Origin of the sequence: Caloramator quimbayensis (genome assembly GCF_900167605.1) — a bacterium.
GTDB lineage: Bacteria > Bacillota > Clostridia > Clostridiales > Caloramatoraceae > Caloramator_B > Caloramator_B quimbayensis.
In genome coordinates this window covers 125,161-142,212 of record NZ_FUYH01000006.1, presented here as the reverse complement: position 1 = coordinate 142,212, position 17,052 = coordinate 125,161, and the positions used below count along the sequence as shown (strand labels likewise).

Genomic DNA, 17,052 nt, shown 5'->3' with positions numbered 1-17,052 from the left:
CTTATGCTGTCAAATGTTAAGGCTGTAATATTAGATATGGATGGAACGATAATTGACTCTATGTGGGTTTGGAAGCAGGTTGATATAGATTATTTAAAAAAAAGAAGTATACCTCTTCCTGATGACCTTCAAAAAACTATTGAGGGTCTAAGCTTTACTGAAACAGCAATTTATTTTAAAAATAGATTTTATATACAAGAAAGTATTGATGAAATAAAAAATGAATGGCTTGATATGGTTAAGGAATACTATGAATCTGTTATAGAAGCTAAAAAAGGAGTAAAGGAATTTTTAATTTTTTTAAAAGAACACAACTATAAAGTCGGTATGGCAACAAGCAACCATATTGAACTCGTAAATTCAGTTTTAAAGCGAAATGATTTGCTTCAGTACTTTGATACTATTGTAACTACATGTGAAGTTCCAAAGGATAAATCCTATCCAGATGTTTTTTTAGAGACTGCCAAAAGACTTAAAGTTTCTCCTGATGAATGTCTGGTATTTGAGGATACTATTTCTGCTGTAAAGGGTGCAAAATCTGCAGGAATGAGGGTTGTCGGAGTATACGATTGCTATGGAACCTGTACACCAGAAGAGCTTTCAAATGCAACAGAACTTTTAATTGAGGATTTTGAATGTATCGTTAATAATTACTGTAAAAAATAGGAGCATATTCATGCTCCTTATATATTTATATACCTTTCAAGATAGGGATATATATTTAGTGTTTTCTTGAGAATCTTATATTCTTCCACAGCTTTTATATTTTTTTCAGAAACCTTCCTTGCCCTTATTAAAAGATTTTTGGGAGTTTCAAGGGGAGAAATGTATTCTACAACAGAAACTTTATAGCCTTGCCCTTCAAGAAGAAGTGCTCTTATTCCATCAGTTAAAATATCAGCAAATCTTGCTTTAAAAATTCCATGCTTTATAATAGGTTCAATTGTCTTAAATTCGTATTGCTCTAAAAGCTCCTTATGACAGCAGGGAACGCATACTATGGATCTTGCCTTTGTTCTTATTGCAAGGCCGAGTGCCATATCTGTTGCAATATCACAGGCATGGAGGCTTATTACCATGTCAACTTTTCTGTCCGGTATGTAACTATTTATATCTTCACATATAAACTCCATATTTTTATATCCAAGCCTCTTTGCAATATCCCTCGATGCTTGTATAACCTTTTCACTTCTATCAATTCCTATGAAATAACAATTTTTCTTTTTCTTTTCCTTAATATAAAAATTAAGTACAAAGGATAAATAAGACTTACCGCAGCCGCAGTCTACTATATTTATCACATCAGTGTCAGATATATCATCTATTATCTCATCTATAAGTTCAACAAAATGATCAATCTGATTATATTTTCTTATCATATCATTTTTAACTTTGCCTTCGCTTGTTAGAATTCCTATTTCTTTAAGAAGTGGCGAAGCTTCAGAAATGTTTATATAATACTTTCTATTTAAAATTTGAGAAGTAGCTGATTCTTCCTCATTTTTTTTAAATTCTTTATCATCGCTTTGCTTTATTTTTATACCTTTATTATCAGCATACAATATAGAAGTTTTTCCTCGCTCTTCAACTGAGAACTCAAGTGAATCATATTTTAAAGCTTCATCGCAGATATATGATGACAGCTTTGAAAATTCAATTCTTTCATTTTTACCATTAAAACTTATAATTTTTTTCTCAATATCATATATCCCTTTGTATTCCTTTAAACCTGACTTGAAACTAAAATAGATTTTTTTTAAAAAATCTTCGTTCTCAAAAGCTCTATTAATCATTCCTTGAAGCATAAAATTTATTTTTTCAACAGATTGTTTTTTCATCGTCTCAATCCTTTCAAGTATACTTTAAAAAGATTATACCATAAAAATTAAAAAGGGGCTTAGCCCCTTTTATATTAAACGGCAATATATTCAGCTTCGAGTTTTGGCAGTGTTTCAACAGAACCTCTTATTCCAACAATAAACTTTATGCCGTAATTTTCTCCGATATTTTTAGTCAGCTCAAAAAATCTTGGCAGCGAGGCATTGTCCTCCTTAAGAATATTACTTAAATTATCAATCACTATACATTCTATATCATAATCTTCTGAGAGAATACCATAGATAAAGCCTACAAAAGAATCAACTGAGGAAATGGGGAATTGAGAAACATCAATGAGACGAATTGAAGAATTAAGATCAAAAATGCTTTCCATATTTGTGCTAACATAAACAACATGACCTTTTAAATCTGATACAAGTTCATTTGCCATAGTAATAAGTCTTTTTGTCTTTCCGGAACCCTTTTCTCCGGCAAGTACTTGAATCATGTTAATCACCCCATATAATTTATTTTATTTTATATTTTTATATTACTTTATTCAGAAAATTTTTTCAATTTCACCAAAACTTCTTTAACCCTTACATTTTGTATTATTCACTGTTTTTCTCTATTTATTCATAGTTTTCTAAGTTTTTTAACAATAATTTAAATTCCCATGCCCATAACTTTTTTTATAATGTTTATAATATAAGCCCTGACTTAGTCAGGGCTTCTTATACTTATACTAATTCATTTGCCGGAATAATATAAAACCTGCATAAAGGCAGCTTAGATTTTAATTCTGCTATTATTCCTTCATTCTTATATTCCTTTGGAGGTTCTCCTAATATTATATGTCCAATATTTTTTCTAACTGCAAATTCAGCTATTGCTTCAACAATGTCTCTTGATTTTAATACAGTAAGATCTGCCCCTACCCCCTTTGAAATATCAAATAAATATTCTAATGCATTACCTTCATCTTTACTGCCTAAAATATCTGTGCCTTCCTTTGCAACATGGATAACATAGAGATTGCTCCCATATTTCTCTTTTAAAATTGCCCCCTTATTAATTAATCTTTCACAGGTTCTTTGTTGTGTAACACATACCATTATATCATCAGTCATATACACCTTCATAACCCCTTTCGTGGGTATATTATTTCTATATTATATTATACTATATAATCGATTTTAATTTGCATCCCGAGAACATCATTTTATCAATAATATTTAGCATTTGCAACTTCGATTTAACTTAAAGCTATTATTATTTTTACTGTTTATCTATCAATTTCTTTGTATTGATTAAAAATCCAATTTATTTATGCTTTATTATCTATTTTTAATTTTTAGCATAAAATATATTATATATATTAATGAAATGTTGCTTTTATTTTTGTATAATTTAATTAATAACTCTATTAGGTGGTATATTATGGACATACAAAAACTAATACAGCTGTTGTCTAAGGAAGAAGGACCAAAACTTGATTTTAAATTAAAACTTTTTACTGATACAGAAAGCAGTAAAAAAGAATTATCAAAAGATGTCTGTGCAATCGCTAATTCGAGAGGCGGAAGAGGATATATATTATTTGGAATAGAAGATAAAACGAAAAGAATAGTAGGAATTAATAAAGAAGAATTCGACGAAGAACAGATTCAGCAGATAGTAAGCACAAGAACAGTCCCCCCTGTTCCTATTTCAGTTGAAATAATAAATTTTCAAGGAAAAGATATTGGAATTATAACTATTTACAGCACTGAGCAAAAGCCTCATCAAATAAGAGATACTGGAAGCTTTTATATAAGAAGGGGTTCTACGACAGATATTATGCATAAGGAAGAAATAGCTTCCATGATGCAGGATAATGGACTTATAACCTTTGAGCTTTTGCCTGTTGCAAAAGCTGCAATAAAAGATTTAAGTGAAAATAAAATAAAGCAGTTTCTTTTAAATTCAAATCTTCCTATTGAAATAAATAAAGACATTCTTTCAAGTACAGGTATTATTACTATTGATAAAGAATCTGGGGAATATCATCCTTCCTGCGGAGGAATGCTTTTGTTTGGTAAATATCCCCAAAACTTTTTGCCTTTCTCTCTTATAAAAATTCATAACAATATAAATTTTTCTTACCCTCAAAATCATATTTCCATTGGAACTATTATCGAAATGCTTGATAGTGCCTGTGAATTTATTTTTGATTGTTTAAATGAATACCATTTTCCAAAGGAACTAATTCAAAATTTACTGGCTAAAGCTGTAATTTATAGAGACTATTTTGAAATTTATAACTGCGTTGAAGTTAATCTAAATAAAAGCAGCATTGAAATAATAAATCCTGGGTTTTCAACAAAAGGGTTTGGAAAAAGCAAGGATGTATATTCAAAAAGAAACATGTGGCTTTATCTAAAATTTTTATCAATAGATATAGATAAAAGGTATTTTAATAATCAATATAATATTAAAGAATATAGATCAGTAAAATTCTACAACATATTATCAAGAAATCTTTTTAAAGCTGTAATTCCTATTACAAAAATCAAAGGAATCAATCCGCTTAAAGCGGATTGATTCCTAACTTTTCATATATTCTTTTGATTTCTTCTGCATGATATTTAATAATATCGTTTAACTTTTTTTTCATATCATCGTGCTGATTAATAAAATCAGTTTTTATAAGCCATACAGGATTGTATTCTTCTTCAACCTCTTCAACTTGGCATCCAAGGTTAATATGACCTTCAAAATCATATTCATCAAATATATCGTTATAATTTTCATCATCAACATCTACATTCGTAGTTAAAAAAAGATAGACAATTTCATCTTCAACGTACGCTTTATAGATATACTCAATTCCTGTTTCTATTTCATAGCTTCCAAGTTCTTTTGAAAGTATACCATCTTGTTTTTCCATTAAAACAATACTGCTGCCTTCCATATGGCCTCCTTCTGCACTTAAAACTGCATTCTTTCTTCAATGTAATTTTCTAAATCATCTATTGATATTCTTACCTGCTGCATAGTATCCCTGTCTCTTACTGTTACACAATTGTCATTTAATGAGTCGAAATCATAGGTTATACAAAATGGTGTACCTATTTCATCTTGTCTTCTATATCTTTTACCTATGCTTCCTGATTCATCATAGTCAACCATAAACTTCTTTGAAAGCTTTTCATATACCTTTTGAGCACCTTCTCCAAGTTTTTTAGAAAGAGGAAGTATTGCCGCTTTTATTGGTGATAAAGCAGGATGAAGCCTTAAAACTACTCTGCTGTCATTGTTTTCAAGTTCTTCCTCATCATATGCATCGATTAAAAATGCAAGGGCAACCCTGTCTACACCTACAGATGGCTCAATACAGTATGGTACAATTCTTTCATTAGTATCAGGATCAAAGTATGATAAATCCTCTTTAGAATGATTAATATGCTGTTTTAAGTCAAAATCAGTTCTATCTGCAATACCCCAAAGTTCTCCCCATCCAAATGGAAATTTATACTCTATATCAGTTGTTGCATTGCTGTAATGTGATAATTCTTCCTTTGAATGATCCCTTAACCTCATGTTTTCTTCCTTCATTCCAAGGCTTAAAAGCCAATTCTTACAATATTCCTTCCAGTAATTAAACCACTTAATATCCTCACCAGGCTTGCAGAAAAACTCAAGTTCCATCTGTTCAAATTCTCTCGTTCTAAAAGTAAAGTTTCCTGGAGTTATTTCGTTTCTAAAGGATTTACCAATTTGTCCTATTCCAAAAGGCAGCTTTTTCCTTGTTGTTCTTTGAACGTTTTTGAAATTAGCAAATATTCCCTGAGCCGTTTCTGGTCTTAAATAAATCTGTGACTTTGAATCTTCTGTAACTCCCTGAAATGTTTTAAACATAAGGTTAAACTGTCTTATATCAGTAAAATTATGAGCGTTACACTCAGGGCATTTTATGTTATTTTCCTTTATAAATTCCATCATTTTTTCATTGCTCCATCCGTCAACAAGTGGATTTTCAACTCCCTGAGATTTCATATAATCTTCTATTAATTTATCTGCTCTGAATCTTGATTTACATTCTTTGCAGTCCATAAGCGGGTCGCTAAAGCCCCCAACATGTCCTGAAGCTACCCAGACCTCTGGATTCATAAGTATAGCGCAGTCAAGTCCAACATTATATGGAGATTCTTGTATAAATTTTTTCCACCATGCTTTTTTTACATTGTTTTTTAATTCTACTCCAAGTGGACCATAGTCCCAAGTATTAGCAAGTCCTCCATAAATCTCAGACCCTGGAAATACAAATCCTCTTCCTTTGCAAAGAGCAACGATTTTATCCATTGTTTTTTCAACTGACATATTAAAACCTCCTGACCTTTTTATTTTTTGCAAAAATAAAACCTTTCATCCCTGTTAAGGGACGAAAGGTCAACTTCCGCGGTTCCACCCTTATTGGCAAAAGCCCTCTTTATAAAAGATACTCAAGGACGCCCTTCATCGTTATCCATTGCTGGTCTTACACCATCACCAGCTCGCTGAAAATGGAATAGGATTACTCCTTCCTCTCATAGTATCCATATATGACTTTTAATGTTATGATACCAAAAAATTTTTTTTTGTCAATAAAAATCAATTAAATTTTTTCAAAAAAATCTCTATAAATATTTTAAACCTATCTTATATCTGATATACTATCCATTGTATAAAATATTGATGGGATGGTGCAAATGATTAGACTTTGGGGAAAAATTATTAAAAACCACAAAATAATACTCCATGAAGAATACTGCTGCAATGAAAACATAGACTATCAGCTTCAGCTTAAAAAATGCATAACGGAAATTTGCAGCAAATTAGATATACAAAAGCCTTACTTTCTTCAAAAGAATCTTGAAGAATATAACAATTACAAAAAGACATCCTTTACACAGGAAAATTTTATAGAAGAGATAGACTTTGATAGTTTTGAAATAGTTGTATTAGAAGAAAAATAGGGCATAGCCCTATTTTCTTAATCTCTTTTCCAATTCTTCCTTTTGACTTTCATAACCCGGTTTTCCAAGAAGTGCAAACATATTCTTTTTATAAGCTTCTACACCTGGCTGGTCAAAGGGGTTTACTCCAAGAACATATCCGCTTATTCCACAGGCTTTTTCAAACATATATACAAGCTTTCCAAAATAGTATTCGTTAATCTTTGGAACATTTATTATAATATTAGGAACTCCTCCGTCGTTATGTGCAAGAACCGTACCCTCAAAGGCTTTCTTATTTACAAAATCCATAGTTTTACCGCTTAAAAAGTTAAGTCCATCAATGTTGTCCTTATCTTCATATATTCCAACATCATATTTTGCCTTTTCTACGTTTATAACTGTTTCAAATATATTTCTCATACCTTCTTGAATATATTGCCCCATAGAATGCAAATCCGTAGAAAAATCAACTGCGGCTGGGAAAATACCTCTGTTATCCTTTCCTTCGCTTTCCCCATAAAGCTGTTTCCACCACTCGCTGAAAAAGTGCAGCGATGGTTCATAGTTAACGAGTATTTCTGTTGTTTTTCCTTTTCTGTAAAGTATATTTCTTAAAGCAGCATAAAGATATGCAGAATTGTTTAATATATCAATATTTTTGTATTCATCAGCAGCATCCTTTGCTCCTCTCATTATTTCCCTTATATCTACACCGCTTACTGCAATAGGCAAAAGTCCAACAGCAGTGAGTACTGAGTATCTGCCCCCAACATCATCAGGAATTACAAAGGTTTCATATCCTTCAGAATCAGCAAGCTTTTTTAAAGCTCCCCTTTCTTTATCGGTTGTAGCAAATATTCTCTTTTTTGCTTCTTCCTTACCATATTTCTTTTCTAAATAGTCCTTAAAAATTCTAAAGGCTATTGCCGGCTCAGTTGTAGTTCCAGACTTTGAAATAACATTTATTGATATGTCCTTCCCATCTATTGCATCTAAAAGATCTTGAAGGTATACTGGGCTTATATTGTTTCCAACATAAAAAATCTGTGGAGCATTTCTCTTATCCTTAGAAAGCACATTGTAAAAGCTGTGGTTTAACATCTCAATTGCAGCTCTTGCTCCAAGGTATGAACCTCCAATTCCAATTACAATAAATACATCTGAATTTTTCTTTATTCTTTCTGAAGCTTCAACTATTCTTTCAAACTCTTCCTTATCATAATCATAAGGTAAATTAACCCACCCCAAAAAATCGCTGCCTGCTCCTGTCTTATTATGCAGCTTATCATGAGCATCTATTATCTGGCTTTTAATGTTTTCAATCTCTTCTTCTTTTAAAAAGCCTAAAGTTTTAGAATAATCAACTGTAATCCTTTCCATAATTATCCCTCCTATGTTAAAAAATAAATTATCCATTTAATTCTAATATAATAAATATAAAATTTCAATGGAATGATCATTTATATTTTCCCTATAATTTTCAAAAAAACAAACAACTGAATTAAAATTATTGATGGAATACCTATTGTAAATTTCTTATGCTTTGTTTTGTGCCTGAAAAAATACATTCCTGCATATATTCCTATGCTTCCAAACAAAATAGCAGTAAGAAAAAGTTTTTTTTCAGAAATTCTAAATTGCCTCTTTTTAGATTTAGTTTTATCAAAATACATAATAAAAAATGCATAAAGATTTATTAAAAATAAATAGCAAATAATAATCTTCAATTTCCCACCTGCTTTTTATCGATTATAAATGAATAATTAACTTTAAATACGTTTGAAGGACTTTAAAGAACCCTATTGATTATAAAAGTACGTAATAGATTTTATCATACCTTAAAAATATATCAATATTTGTTATAATATTCTTATTGGGAGGAGGGTTAAAATGAAATTAAAAGGTTATTTATTTGCCATAGTTTCAGCAATATTTTTTGGCACTTCAGGTATATTTGTAAAAAATGGATATAGCGACAACTTCACTCCTACAGATATTTTAATGCTTCAATATATAATAGCAGGAATAATACTTTTATTTATATGCATTATTAAATATAAGCAAGAACTAAAAATTTCAAAGGAAATGTTAAAAAAGCTTATAATCCAAGGAGCCTTTGCGAATACCTTAATGACAGTATTTTTTTATTCATCCTTTAAATATCTTGATGTTTCTATCGCTACAATGCTTTTATACACATATCCTGCAATGGTTGCAGCCTTTTCTTTTATATTTCTAAAGGATAAAATTACAAAATCAAAAGCTATAGCTATTCTTGGAACTTTTACAGGATGTATTATGGTATTAAATATTTCCTCTAATAATTTAAAAAATATTTCTTTAACAGGCATATCCTTTGGAATACTCTCTGCTGTTTTCTATACATTTATGAATATATATGCCAAAAAAATTGTAGAAGATATCCATCCCGTAGTAATAACCTTTTATACAACTTTATTTTCACTTATAGTATTAATTATATTCAATTTTAATTTTATATTGAAGCTTCCTTATATATCAAATGCATCTATTTTAAATGCAGGACTATTAGCTTTCTTTTGTGAAATAATTCCTTTAACTTTGCTTTATGCTGCAATTAAATATATTGGACCAGTTTCAACTTCCATAATAGGAACATTAGAGCTTCCTTCAGCAGCACTTCTTTCCTATATATTCTTAAACGAAAAACTTTCCATGCTTCAAATAATTGGAATCGTAATAGTTATTTATTGCGTTATTATACTCAAAAAGGAAGAAGATTAAATTCATACCTCTAATCTAATCTTTTTTGAAACTTTAATAAAGCTATCCCCGCCTTTAATAGCGGGGATAGCTGATTATTTTTTATAATCTATGGCAGCCTTTAAAAGTAATTCTATCGTATTCTCTACATCTTTCATATCCACAATTTCATAGGATGTGTGCATATATCTTAACGGTATAGAAACAGCCGCCGTTTTAATACCTGCCCTTGTAGTATGTATAACACTCCCATCAGTCGCTCCCTTTGCAATATCGAACTGATACTTTATGCCATATTTCTTTGCAGTATCTATAAGATAGTTTTTAACATCAGGATGGCTTATAAGTCCATCATCCATAATTGTTATGCACGTTCCTTCTCCGAGCTTAACAACCGTTCTAATGCCTTCAAGGGAATCTCCTGAAAAGGTTACATCAACAGCTACTGCCATATCAGGCTCAACGGCATAGGCAGAAACTGCAGCACCGCTTAAATAGGTTTCTTCATGAACTGTAAATACAAAATACGCATCGCATTCGTTACCTTTTAATCTTTTTAAACTTTCAATTAAAGCAAAGCATCCAATTCTATTATCAAGTGCTCCAGTTATTATCCTGTTTTCATTAACTATAAAATCAGACTTTATAACACCAAAGGAACCAATAGATACTTTTTGGCTAGCTTTTTCATAATCCGATTCTCCTATATCAATAAACATGTCTTTAATTTTCACATTTTTGTTCTCCGACATATTTTCTACCATTATTCTTCCGCATACTCCATTTCTAAAAATTACAACTTGATTGAGCAAAGATAATGGATTTACTACCCCAACCGTTGCAAATCTTAAAAGACCATTTTTTTCAATTTCGAGGAGTAAAATGCCTATCTGGTCCATATGAGATGCATACATAATCTTTCCTTTTCCATTTCCTTTTTTAACGGCAATAACATTTCCAAGATTATCTCTTTTTATATCATCAGCATAATCCTTAATCTCCTCTATAATAATATTCGCAACATCTTCTTCGCTGCCTGATGGTCCAAAGGCAGAAGTAAGCTTTTTAATCAATTCCATTTTAATCCTCCTCCAAACTATGCAATACTAATTTTAACAGTTTTAAAGTATTTTCAAAATCTTTCTTACTTATCATACTTACAGGCGAGTGTATGTATCTTGTAGGAACTGAAATAGTCGCTGTTATACATCCTTTTCCAGTTTTATGTATTATTCCAGCATCATTTCCTCCTACATTCCCTTTTCTATATTGAAAAGGAATATTATTATTTTTAGCTATTTCCACAATTCTTTTAACCAAATTAATATCAGCTGCCGAAGTTCTATCCATAATTGAAATCGCAGGTCCAAGCCCTAATGCCGTTACAAAATCTCTTTCATTCTTTGCAATATCCGCACAGGTTGTGCCCTCTATTACTATAGCAATTTCCGGCATTATAACCTTTGATACAACCTCCGCACCTCTTAATCCAACCTCCTCCTGTACTGTAAATGCCGCATACAAATCCAATTCATAATTTTCTTTAATAGCTTCTGTTATTAAAGCGCAGCCTGCTCTATCATCAAGAGCTTTGCATTTAATAATTTCTTCTAATTCTATATATTCACTTTCAAAGGTTGCATAATCACCTATTCTTACATACTTTGAGACTTCTTCAAAGGAATCAGCTCCAATATCAATAAATAAATCCTTTAACAAAAATGGGTTCTTTCTCTCATCTATTGGCTGAAGATGTATTGGTTTTGCTCCGATAACTCCTTTAATATTATTCTTATAAAATGTCACCCTTTTTGAAGGAAGTATTCTCGAATCAATGCTGCCTACTGGAGAAAATTTAATTCTTCCATCATTTAAAATGTTAGTAACGATAAATCCAACTTCATCCATATGAGCTGCAATCATAACCTTTTTGCCATTTCCTTTTTTATGTACAATAAGATTTCCTATTCTATCTATTAAAACATCTCCTATTTCTTTAACATTATTTTTTATTATGCCTCTTATTTCACCTTCACACCCTGAAACACCAAAGGCTTTTGCATATTCTTTAAGCATATATATCACCCCAATCCTTTAAAGATGCAATAAATGATGCTATTAATTTCCCTGCCTTTTCTACATCAGAGTAATTTATAACCTCAGTAGAAGTATGCATATATTTTATTGGAATTGAAATAAGAAGCGTTGCAACCCCTTCGCCTGATACTTGAATAGCCCAAGCATCTGTTCCCGTTCTTCCCGGTTCTGCAACAATCTTAAAAGGTATATCATTTTTATCAGCTGTTTTTATAAGCTTTTCGACGAGTTCAGGATGAATGTTAGGACCTACTGCTATTTTAATATTTTTACCGCATTCAACCTGTATATCATCCTTTGCATATTTATCGGCACTTGTTACATCAATAGCAATTCCTATATCAGGATTTATAATATTAGCAACCGTTCTTGCGCCTCTTAGGCCTGCTTCTTCCATAACAGTTCCTACAAAATAAACATCCGCATAATGTTCTGTGTTTTTTAATATTTTTGCGCACTCAAACATTGCACATATACCTGCTCTATCATCAAGAGCTTTTCCTGTTATAAAATCTCCTAAAAGATTTGATGCATCTCTTTTAATAGATATTAAATCCCCAGGAGATACTAAATCCATTAAAACTTCTCGTTTTAATCCTGTATCTATAAGCATATCGTCAGTATCTATTGCTTTTTTCAATTCCTCATTAGTAAGAACATGAGGAGGTTTTGCTCCAACAACTCCATAAACTTCTTTTTTTCCATGGATAATAACCTCCTGTGCAGGAAGAATTTTAGAATCTACTCCTATTATACTTCTAAACTCTACAAATCCTCTTTCATTAATATTAGTTACCATAAGTCCTACTTCATCCATATGAGCGGCAATCATTATTTTAAGTCCACCTTTGCCCTTTTTAATACCTATAAAATCTCCGAGGGTACCATATTTTATTTCATCAACATAATTTTTAAAATACTCCTTTAGAATCGGATGAAGATTATTCTCATATCCTGAAATTGCAACGCTGTTGCTAAGCTTTACTAAGAACTCTTTTCCCTCCATACAATCCCTCCTTATTCAGTCAAAAGCTATTACCATTATATCACTATTAATGTGATAAAAAAATAACTGCTAAAAAGCAGTTATTTTAATATTTCCTTTATAACTCTCTCAAAATTTTTATATGCTATTTTTTCTATATCCTCTTTTTTATATCCTCTTTTTTGCAGAATATTTATTAAGTCAGGTACTTTAGTTGCATCTTCAAGTCCTATCGCTGCTGTTGACTGTCCAGATTGAAAACTTGATGTAGTATCCCCATTTAAAAAATCGCAAAAGTCAAAGCCAAAGCCAATATAATCTATTCCTACAAGCTGTGCAATATAATCTATATGATTAGCAAGATTTTCAATCGTAGGATTTTTTTCGTCAATAAAATCAGGCCAAGAATTCATACCAATAATTCCGCCTCTTTCTGCGATTGCTTTTATCTGCTCGTCCTTCAGGTTTCTTGGAACTTTGCATAAATTATACACATTAGAGTGTGAAGCAATAAAGGGTTTTGTAGTATTCTCATATATATCCCAAAATGTTTTTTCATTTCCATGGGATGCATCAATTATTATCCCCAAATCTTCCATCTTCTTTAATGCTTTTATGCCAAGCTCAGTAACTCCTCTGTCTTTATTTGGACTTACTACCCCTGTTGCAAATTCGTTTTCTTCATTCCATGTAAGCATAGCATGTCTTATACCAATTCTATAGAGCATATTTATTAAGCTGACATTTCCTTTAAGGCCGCTTAATCCTTCCATTCCAAGAAATATAGGGAGAAGACCTTCTTCTCTTATTTTTTTCATATCATCGAAGTTCAAAGCAACTTTTGCACAATCTTTCATATCCTCTATTTCCTCACATGCAGCGCCGAGGACTTCAAGCATTCTTTTTGTCGGATTTTCATCATAGGGAGGATCAACCCATACAACAAGTATTGTTCCATTTATTCCTCCATTTTTAAGCCTTTCAATATGTTTTCTTTTAAAAACATTTTTTTCTCCATTAAGCCTTCTAATTGTTACATCTGTTAATATGTCGGAGTGTCCATCGAATATATTCATTTTTATGCCTCCTGATTTTAATTAAACGGATGGTCACCCATCCGCTTATATACTCTCTTACATTCCAAATAATTTTCCCAATATATTTCCTGTAAATATTCCAAGATAGTTTCCTATTACATAACCCCAAACTCCAACAAGCATAGCTGGCAATACAAGTTCTGTCCAGCCTTTTGCTATTGCCATAGCTGCAGCTGTTGTAGGGCCGCCAATATTAGCATTAGATGCTATGCAAAGCTCCTCAACATTGAATTTCAAAAGCTTTCCAACTGAAAAAGTTACAAGCATGTTTACAATAACCATAATCAAACAAAGTACAAGAAGTATTGGGCTGTTCAATATAATAACCTTAAGGTCAGCAGGAGCACCAATTACAACAAAGAATATATATATCATAAATGTTCCAATCTCCTGAGCCCCTCTGATTTCCCCAAGGAATTTTGGGAAAAGAGTTGCAAGTACAACCGTTAAAGTTGTTATAACAAAATATTTTTGACCCAATATAGATTTTATAACTGGAGATACATTTGTTGCATTAACCCACGCACAGAATTTAACTGATAAAAATACAATGACAAATGTCATCCCAAGGGCTTCGGCAATATCAAGCAAAGATATTTCCTTCCTTCCCCAATAGCTTGCAGCTTTATTCTGTCCTTCACTGCCTGCTGATGCCTTGTCCTGCTTTTCCACAGCATCTTCATAAGGGTGTCCATAATGCTTTTTGAAAAAAGACGATGCTGGAATTGCCATTAAAATCATAAAATATATTGCCATGTTTAAATTGTCAGCTACTATCAAGGCATTAACCTGATTTTTCGACGCCTTAAAAGCCTCTGACATTGCAACGAAATTAACTCCTCCGCCAATGTAGCTCCCCGTCATCATAGCAGCAGCTTTATGGATTTCGGGTATGAACTTTGATAAAAGAAAACATGCTATAAATGCTCCAAGGATTGTCCCAACTGCACCTATATTAAATGCCAAAAAGGTTCTCCCGCTTTCTTTCCATATCTTTTTTAAATCTGCTTTAAATAGAAGAAGAGGAACTGCAAGAGGAACAATATATCCCCATACTGCATCGTAAACTGGAGCATCTGTTGGAATAATTTTTAAATTTGCAAGAATAAGTGCACCAAGTAAAGCTATAATTGCACCGCTGATTTTGGCTGCCCAGTTATATTTTTGTTCAAGGTAAATACTGACAGCAGCCCATGCTATTAGAATAGTCCATAATGCCCATGTGTCATCAGCTTTAAAAAATGTCATTTAAAATCACTCCTTTTCGTAAATATTATTTTTTGAATATTTTGTAAGATTTTTATATTGAAATTTCAATATACTTATAATTAGTTTCTGGTTATCGTTAGATATTTCAGTTTATTGAAATTTTATATTAATATTATATCATGTACTTTTTACATTTAATAAATCTCATATTATGTCGTTTTTCGAGTTTTGTCTGAATATTCTTTATGTTGGTTCATTATTCTTTAAATAGTTCATTATTTCATTTTATTGAATTTTTTATTTATACATATTTTGTTGCAATGCATTGTATTCAATATAATGAAAGAGGCAGCAAAAGCTGCCTCTTAAAATTAAAAACTTGGCGGTACCATAGACCATATTGAAATACATTTTTTATCTCCTGCATTTACATATCTATGAGGAACTGTACTGTCAAAATAAATGCTGTCTCCTTCATTTAATATATACTCCTTTGTTCCCCACTTAACCTTTAGGGTTCCACTGATAACATAACCGCATTCCTCGCCTTCATGACTTATAAGCTCCTCTGTGCTGCATTCTCCAACATCTATCTCAATCAAAAGGCATTCCATCTTTCTATCCTTAAGATCAGGAGATAAAAGTTCATAGCTTATATTTGAATTTGGAAGCATAATCTTTTTTCTTTGGTCTTTTCTTACAATAGGATTTTCTTCTTGTGATTCATCGAAAAAATAATTCATTGATACATCAAGAGCCTTTGCTATCTTCCAAAGCGAAGCTACTGAAGGACCTGTAATATCCCTTTCTATCTGGCTTATGAGCCCTGTACTAAGTCCTGTTTTTTCTGACATTTGTTCAATACTGATGTTTTTAGCCTGTCTTAATTCCCTTATTTTACTTCCAAGTTGCATTTTTTATCACCCTGTTTCTATTTACTTGTTTTTCCTCCTTTTATTGCTCCCATGCTTGCCTTTGCTAAAAGTGCCGTATCAAAGGTATAAATATTGCTGCTGTATTCATAATGCCTTTTTATTGCAATTTCTATAAGCTTATCAATAAGAGTACTAAATTTAATACCACAAGCCTCCCACAGATAAAAAGAAATTGAACCTGGGATAGTATTAATTTCATTAACATATACCTTCATTGAGTCCTTTTCAACTAAAAAGTCAATCCTCGCAACTCCGCTGCAGTCGAGAACTCTAAAGGCATCTATAGATAGATTCTTTATACTTTGTGATGTCTCTTCAGGAATTGGAGCTGGTATTTTTCTAACAGTGCTCTTCATGCCCTTAGACCCGCTTCCTCTCATATATTTATCATCAAAGCTTAAAAACTCCTCTAAAGATATTGGCTGCTCACAAACTGAAGATATAAAATCGTTGTCAAATCCAATTACTGAACAGTTTATTTCAATACAGTTTTCAACTGATTTTTCAACTATTATCCTTCTATCATATTTTGCTGCAACTTCAATAGCATTTAAAAGCCCATCTTTATCTTTAGCTTTCCCAATTCCAATGCTTGAACCTAAATTTGCTGGTTTTACAAAAGCAGGATATCCTATTTGAACTTCTATTTTTTTAATTATATCTTCTTTATTTTTTTCATATTCATCTCTCGTAAACCATATATAATTTACTATGGGAAGATTATTTGACTTAAATATATCCTTCATTATTATTTTATCCATTCCAACCGCTGAACCTGTAACTCCGCTTCCAACATAGGGAATATCGCAAAGTTCAAATAATCCCTGCATAGTTCCATCTTCCCCGTGGGCACCATGGAAAGCTGGGAATATAACATCTATTGGTATATATTCAACATCTTTTTTGAAAAATCCTTTTTTTTCTGGCAAAACTATAAGTGCCTTTACCGAAGGTACAGGAGATAAAAATGCTTTCTTAGCTTTTGATAACAAATTATTTATATCCTTATAATTTTTAATATCAGAAAGCTCTTCTCCTGTATACCAGTCGCCGCTTTTTGAAACATATATTGGTACAACATCATACTTGTTTTTATCGATATTCTCAATTACCTGAATACCTGTAATAACCGATACCTCATGCTCAACTGAACGTCCTCCAAAAATAACCCCTATTTTCTTTTTTGACAT

General features: G+C 31.6%; 18 protein-coding genes. 4 read left to right on the top strand and 14 right to left on the bottom strand.

Features of this window, described 5'->3' with window-relative positions; genetic code table 11:
- The first annotated feature begins 3 nt into the window (after window positions 1-3).
- Window positions 4-666 (top strand): HAD family hydrolase, encoded by a 663-nt coding sequence (locus B5D15_RS05480; protein WP_078696116.1) that lies wholly within the window; start codon window positions 4-6, stop codon window positions 664-666.
- 17 nt (window positions 667-683) lie between these two features.
- On the opposite strand, the gene B5D15_RS05475 is transcribed toward B5D15_RS05480, so the two are convergent.
- From B5D15_RS05475 to B5D15_RS05465, 3 genes are all read right to left on the bottom strand, one after another.
- Complete coding sequence (locus B5D15_RS05475) at window positions 684-1,838, bottom strand: class I SAM-dependent methyltransferase (protein WP_078696115.1); 1,155 nt, start codon at window positions 1,836-1,838, stop codon at window positions 684-686.
- A gap of 74 nt (window positions 1,839-1,912) precedes the next feature.
- Window positions 1,913-2,326, bottom strand: a complete 414-nt coding sequence (locus B5D15_RS05470; RefSeq protein ID WP_078696114.1) for a hypothetical protein — start codon at window positions 2,324-2,326, stop codon at window positions 1,913-1,915.
- 232 nt (window positions 2,327-2,558) lie between these two features.
- Complete coding sequence (locus tag B5D15_RS05465) at window positions 2,559-2,960, bottom strand: adenine nucleotide alpha hydrolase family protein (RefSeq protein ID WP_242948693.1); 402 nt, start codon at window positions 2,958-2,960, stop codon at window positions 2,559-2,561.
- 298 nt (window positions 2,961-3,258) lie between these two features.
- Between B5D15_RS05465 and B5D15_RS05460 the strand changes: the two genes are divergently transcribed.
- On the top strand, window positions 3,259-4,401 hold the full coding sequence (locus B5D15_RS05460; RefSeq protein ID WP_179122203.1) for an AlbA family DNA-binding domain-containing protein: 1,143 nt from the start codon (window positions 3,259-3,261) through the stop codon (window positions 4,399-4,401).
- Here B5D15_RS05460 and B5D15_RS05455 read toward each other — a convergent pair.
- Both B5D15_RS05455 and B5D15_RS05450 read right to left on the bottom strand, forming a co-directional pair.
- A complete protein-coding gene (locus B5D15_RS05455; RefSeq protein ID WP_078696112.1) occupies window positions 4,388-4,771 on the bottom strand; it encodes a DUF6762 family protein in 384 nt (127 codons plus the stop codon). The genes B5D15_RS05460 and B5D15_RS05455 overlap by 14 nt on opposite strands.
- Window positions 4,772-4,788: 17 nt before the next feature.
- Window positions 4,789-6,180, bottom strand: coding sequence for a glycine--tRNA ligase (locus tag B5D15_RS05450; RefSeq protein WP_078696111.1), 1,392 nt, complete (start codon window positions 6,178-6,180; stop codon window positions 4,789-4,791).
- A 368-nt stretch (window positions 6,181-6,548) separates the two neighbouring features.
- Between B5D15_RS05450 and B5D15_RS05445 the strand changes: the two genes are divergently transcribed.
- Entirely contained in the window at window positions 6,549-6,815 is a 267-nt protein-coding gene (locus tag B5D15_RS05445; RefSeq protein WP_078696110.1) for a hypothetical protein, read from the top strand.
- 9 nt (window positions 6,816-6,824) lie between these two features.
- On the opposite strand, the gene B5D15_RS05440 is transcribed toward B5D15_RS05445, so the two are convergent.
- Window positions 6,825-8,177 carry a glucose-6-phosphate isomerase gene (locus B5D15_RS05440; RefSeq protein WP_078696109.1) on the bottom strand — a complete coding sequence of 451 codons (1,353 nt, stop codon included), beginning with the start codon at window positions 8,175-8,177 and terminating at the stop codon, window positions 6,825-6,827.
- Between the two features lie 80 nt (window positions 8,178-8,257).
- Window positions 8,258-8,524, bottom strand: coding sequence for a DUF1294 domain-containing protein (locus tag B5D15_RS05435; protein ID WP_078696108.1), 267 nt, complete (start codon window positions 8,522-8,524; stop codon window positions 8,258-8,260).
- Between the two features lie 163 nt (window positions 8,525-8,687).
- On the opposite strand from B5D15_RS05435, the gene B5D15_RS05430 reads away from it, so the two are divergent.
- The gene (locus B5D15_RS05430; RefSeq protein ID WP_078696107.1) at window positions 8,688-9,560 is read left to right on the top strand and encodes a DMT family transporter; all 873 of its coding nucleotides are present in this window, start codon (window positions 8,688-8,690) and stop codon (window positions 9,558-9,560) included.
- A 74-nt stretch (window positions 9,561-9,634) separates the two neighbouring features.
- On the opposite strand, the gene B5D15_RS05425 is transcribed toward B5D15_RS05430, so the two are convergent.
- The 7 genes from B5D15_RS05425 to B5D15_RS05395 form a co-directional block, all read right to left on the bottom strand.
- Window positions 9,635-10,618, bottom strand: coding sequence for a M42 family metallopeptidase (locus B5D15_RS05425; RefSeq protein WP_078696106.1), 984 nt, complete (start codon window positions 10,616-10,618; stop codon window positions 9,635-9,637).
- 1 nt (window position 10,619) lies between these two features.
- Window positions 10,620-11,615 (bottom strand): M42 family metallopeptidase, encoded by a 996-nt coding sequence (locus B5D15_RS05420; RefSeq protein WP_078696105.1) that lies wholly within the window; start codon window positions 11,613-11,615, stop codon window positions 10,620-10,622.
- Entirely contained in the window at window positions 11,608-12,642 is a 1,035-nt protein-coding gene (locus B5D15_RS05415; protein WP_078696104.1) for a M20/M25/M40 family metallo-hydrolase, read from the bottom strand. Before B5D15_RS05415 ends, B5D15_RS05420 begins: the two co-directional genes overlap by 8 nt.
- Window positions 12,643-12,722: 80 nt before the next feature.
- Window positions 12,723-13,697, bottom strand: coding sequence for a dipeptidase (locus tag B5D15_RS05410; RefSeq protein ID WP_078696103.1), 975 nt, complete (start codon window positions 13,695-13,697; stop codon window positions 12,723-12,725).
- 57 nt (window positions 13,698-13,754) lie between these two features.
- Entirely contained in the window at window positions 13,755-14,966 is a 1,212-nt protein-coding gene (locus B5D15_RS05405) for a DUF819 family protein (protein WP_078696102.1), read from the bottom strand.
- A gap of 332 nt (window positions 14,967-15,298) precedes the next feature.
- Window positions 15,299-15,841: a cupin domain-containing protein gene (locus B5D15_RS05400; RefSeq protein ID WP_078696101.1), complete on the bottom strand. Its 543-nt coding sequence runs from the start codon at window positions 15,839-15,841 to the stop codon at window positions 15,299-15,301.
- A gap of 17 nt (window positions 15,842-15,858) precedes the next feature.
- Window positions 15,859-17,052 (bottom strand): D-alanine--D-alanine ligase family protein, encoded by a 1,194-nt coding sequence (locus B5D15_RS05395; protein WP_078696100.1) that lies wholly within the window; start codon window positions 17,050-17,052, stop codon window positions 15,859-15,861.

What these genes read in the sequence shown, in the direction of transcription:
- B5D15_RS05480 (WP_078696116.1), top strand. Translation starts at nt 4, where the DNA reads ATGCTGTCAAATGTTAAGGCTGTAATATTAGATATGGATGGAACGATA.
- B5D15_RS05400 (WP_078696101.1), bottom strand. Translation starts at nt 15,841, where the DNA reads ATGCAACTTGGAAGTAAAATAAGGGAATTAAGACAGGCTAAAAACATC.
- B5D15_RS05425 (WP_078696106.1), bottom strand. Translation starts at nt 10,618, where the DNA reads ATGGAATTGATTAAAAAGCTTACTTCTGCCTTTGGACCATCAGGCAGC.
- B5D15_RS05455 (WP_078696112.1), bottom strand. Translation starts at nt 4,771, where the DNA reads ATGGAAGGCAGCAGTATTGTTTTAATGGAAAAACAAGATGGTATACTT.
- B5D15_RS05415 (WP_078696104.1), bottom strand. Translation starts at nt 12,642, where the DNA reads ATGGAGGGAAAAGAGTTCTTAGTAAAGCTTAGCAACAGCGTTGCAATT.
- B5D15_RS05405 (WP_078696102.1), bottom strand. Translation starts at nt 14,966, where the DNA reads ATGACATTTTTTAAAGCTGATGACACATGGGCATTATGGACTATTCTA.
- B5D15_RS05430 (WP_078696107.1), top strand. Translation starts at nt 8,688, where the DNA reads ATGAAATTAAAAGGTTATTTATTTGCCATAGTTTCAGCAATATTTTTT.
- B5D15_RS05450 (WP_078696111.1), bottom strand. Translation starts at nt 6,180, where the DNA reads ATGTCAGTTGAAAAAACAATGGATAAAATCGTTGCTCTTTGCAAAGGA.
- B5D15_RS05440 (WP_078696109.1), bottom strand. Translation starts at nt 8,177, where the DNA reads ATGGAAAGGATTACAGTTGATTATTCTAAAACTTTAGGCTTTTTAAAA.
- B5D15_RS05410 (WP_078696103.1), bottom strand. Translation starts at nt 13,697, where the DNA reads ATGAATATATTCGATGGACACTCCGACATATTAACAGATGTAACAATT.
- B5D15_RS05465 (WP_242948693.1), bottom strand. Translation starts at nt 2,960, where the DNA reads ATGAAGGTGTATATGACTGATGATATAATGGTATGTGTTACACAACAA.
- B5D15_RS05395 (WP_078696100.1), bottom strand. Translation starts at nt 17,052, where the DNA reads ATGTCAAAAAAGAAAATAGGGGTTATTTTTGGAGGACGTTCAGTTGAG.
- B5D15_RS05475 (WP_078696115.1), bottom strand. Translation starts at nt 1,838, where the DNA reads ATGAAAAAACAATCTGTTGAAAAAATAAATTTTATGCTTCAAGGAATG.
- B5D15_RS05445 (WP_078696110.1), top strand. Translation starts at nt 6,549, where the DNA reads ATGATTAGACTTTGGGGAAAAATTATTAAAAACCACAAAATAATACTC.
- B5D15_RS05470 (WP_078696114.1), bottom strand. Translation starts at nt 2,326, where the DNA reads ATGATTCAAGTACTTGCCGGAGAAAAGGGTTCCGGAAAGACAAAAAGA.
- B5D15_RS05460 (WP_179122203.1), top strand. Translation starts at nt 3,259, where the DNA reads ATGGACATACAAAAACTAATACAGCTGTTGTCTAAGGAAGAAGGACCA.
- B5D15_RS05420 (WP_078696105.1), bottom strand. Translation starts at nt 11,615, where the DNA reads ATGCTTAAAGAATATGCAAAAGCCTTTGGTGTTTCAGGGTGTGAAGGT.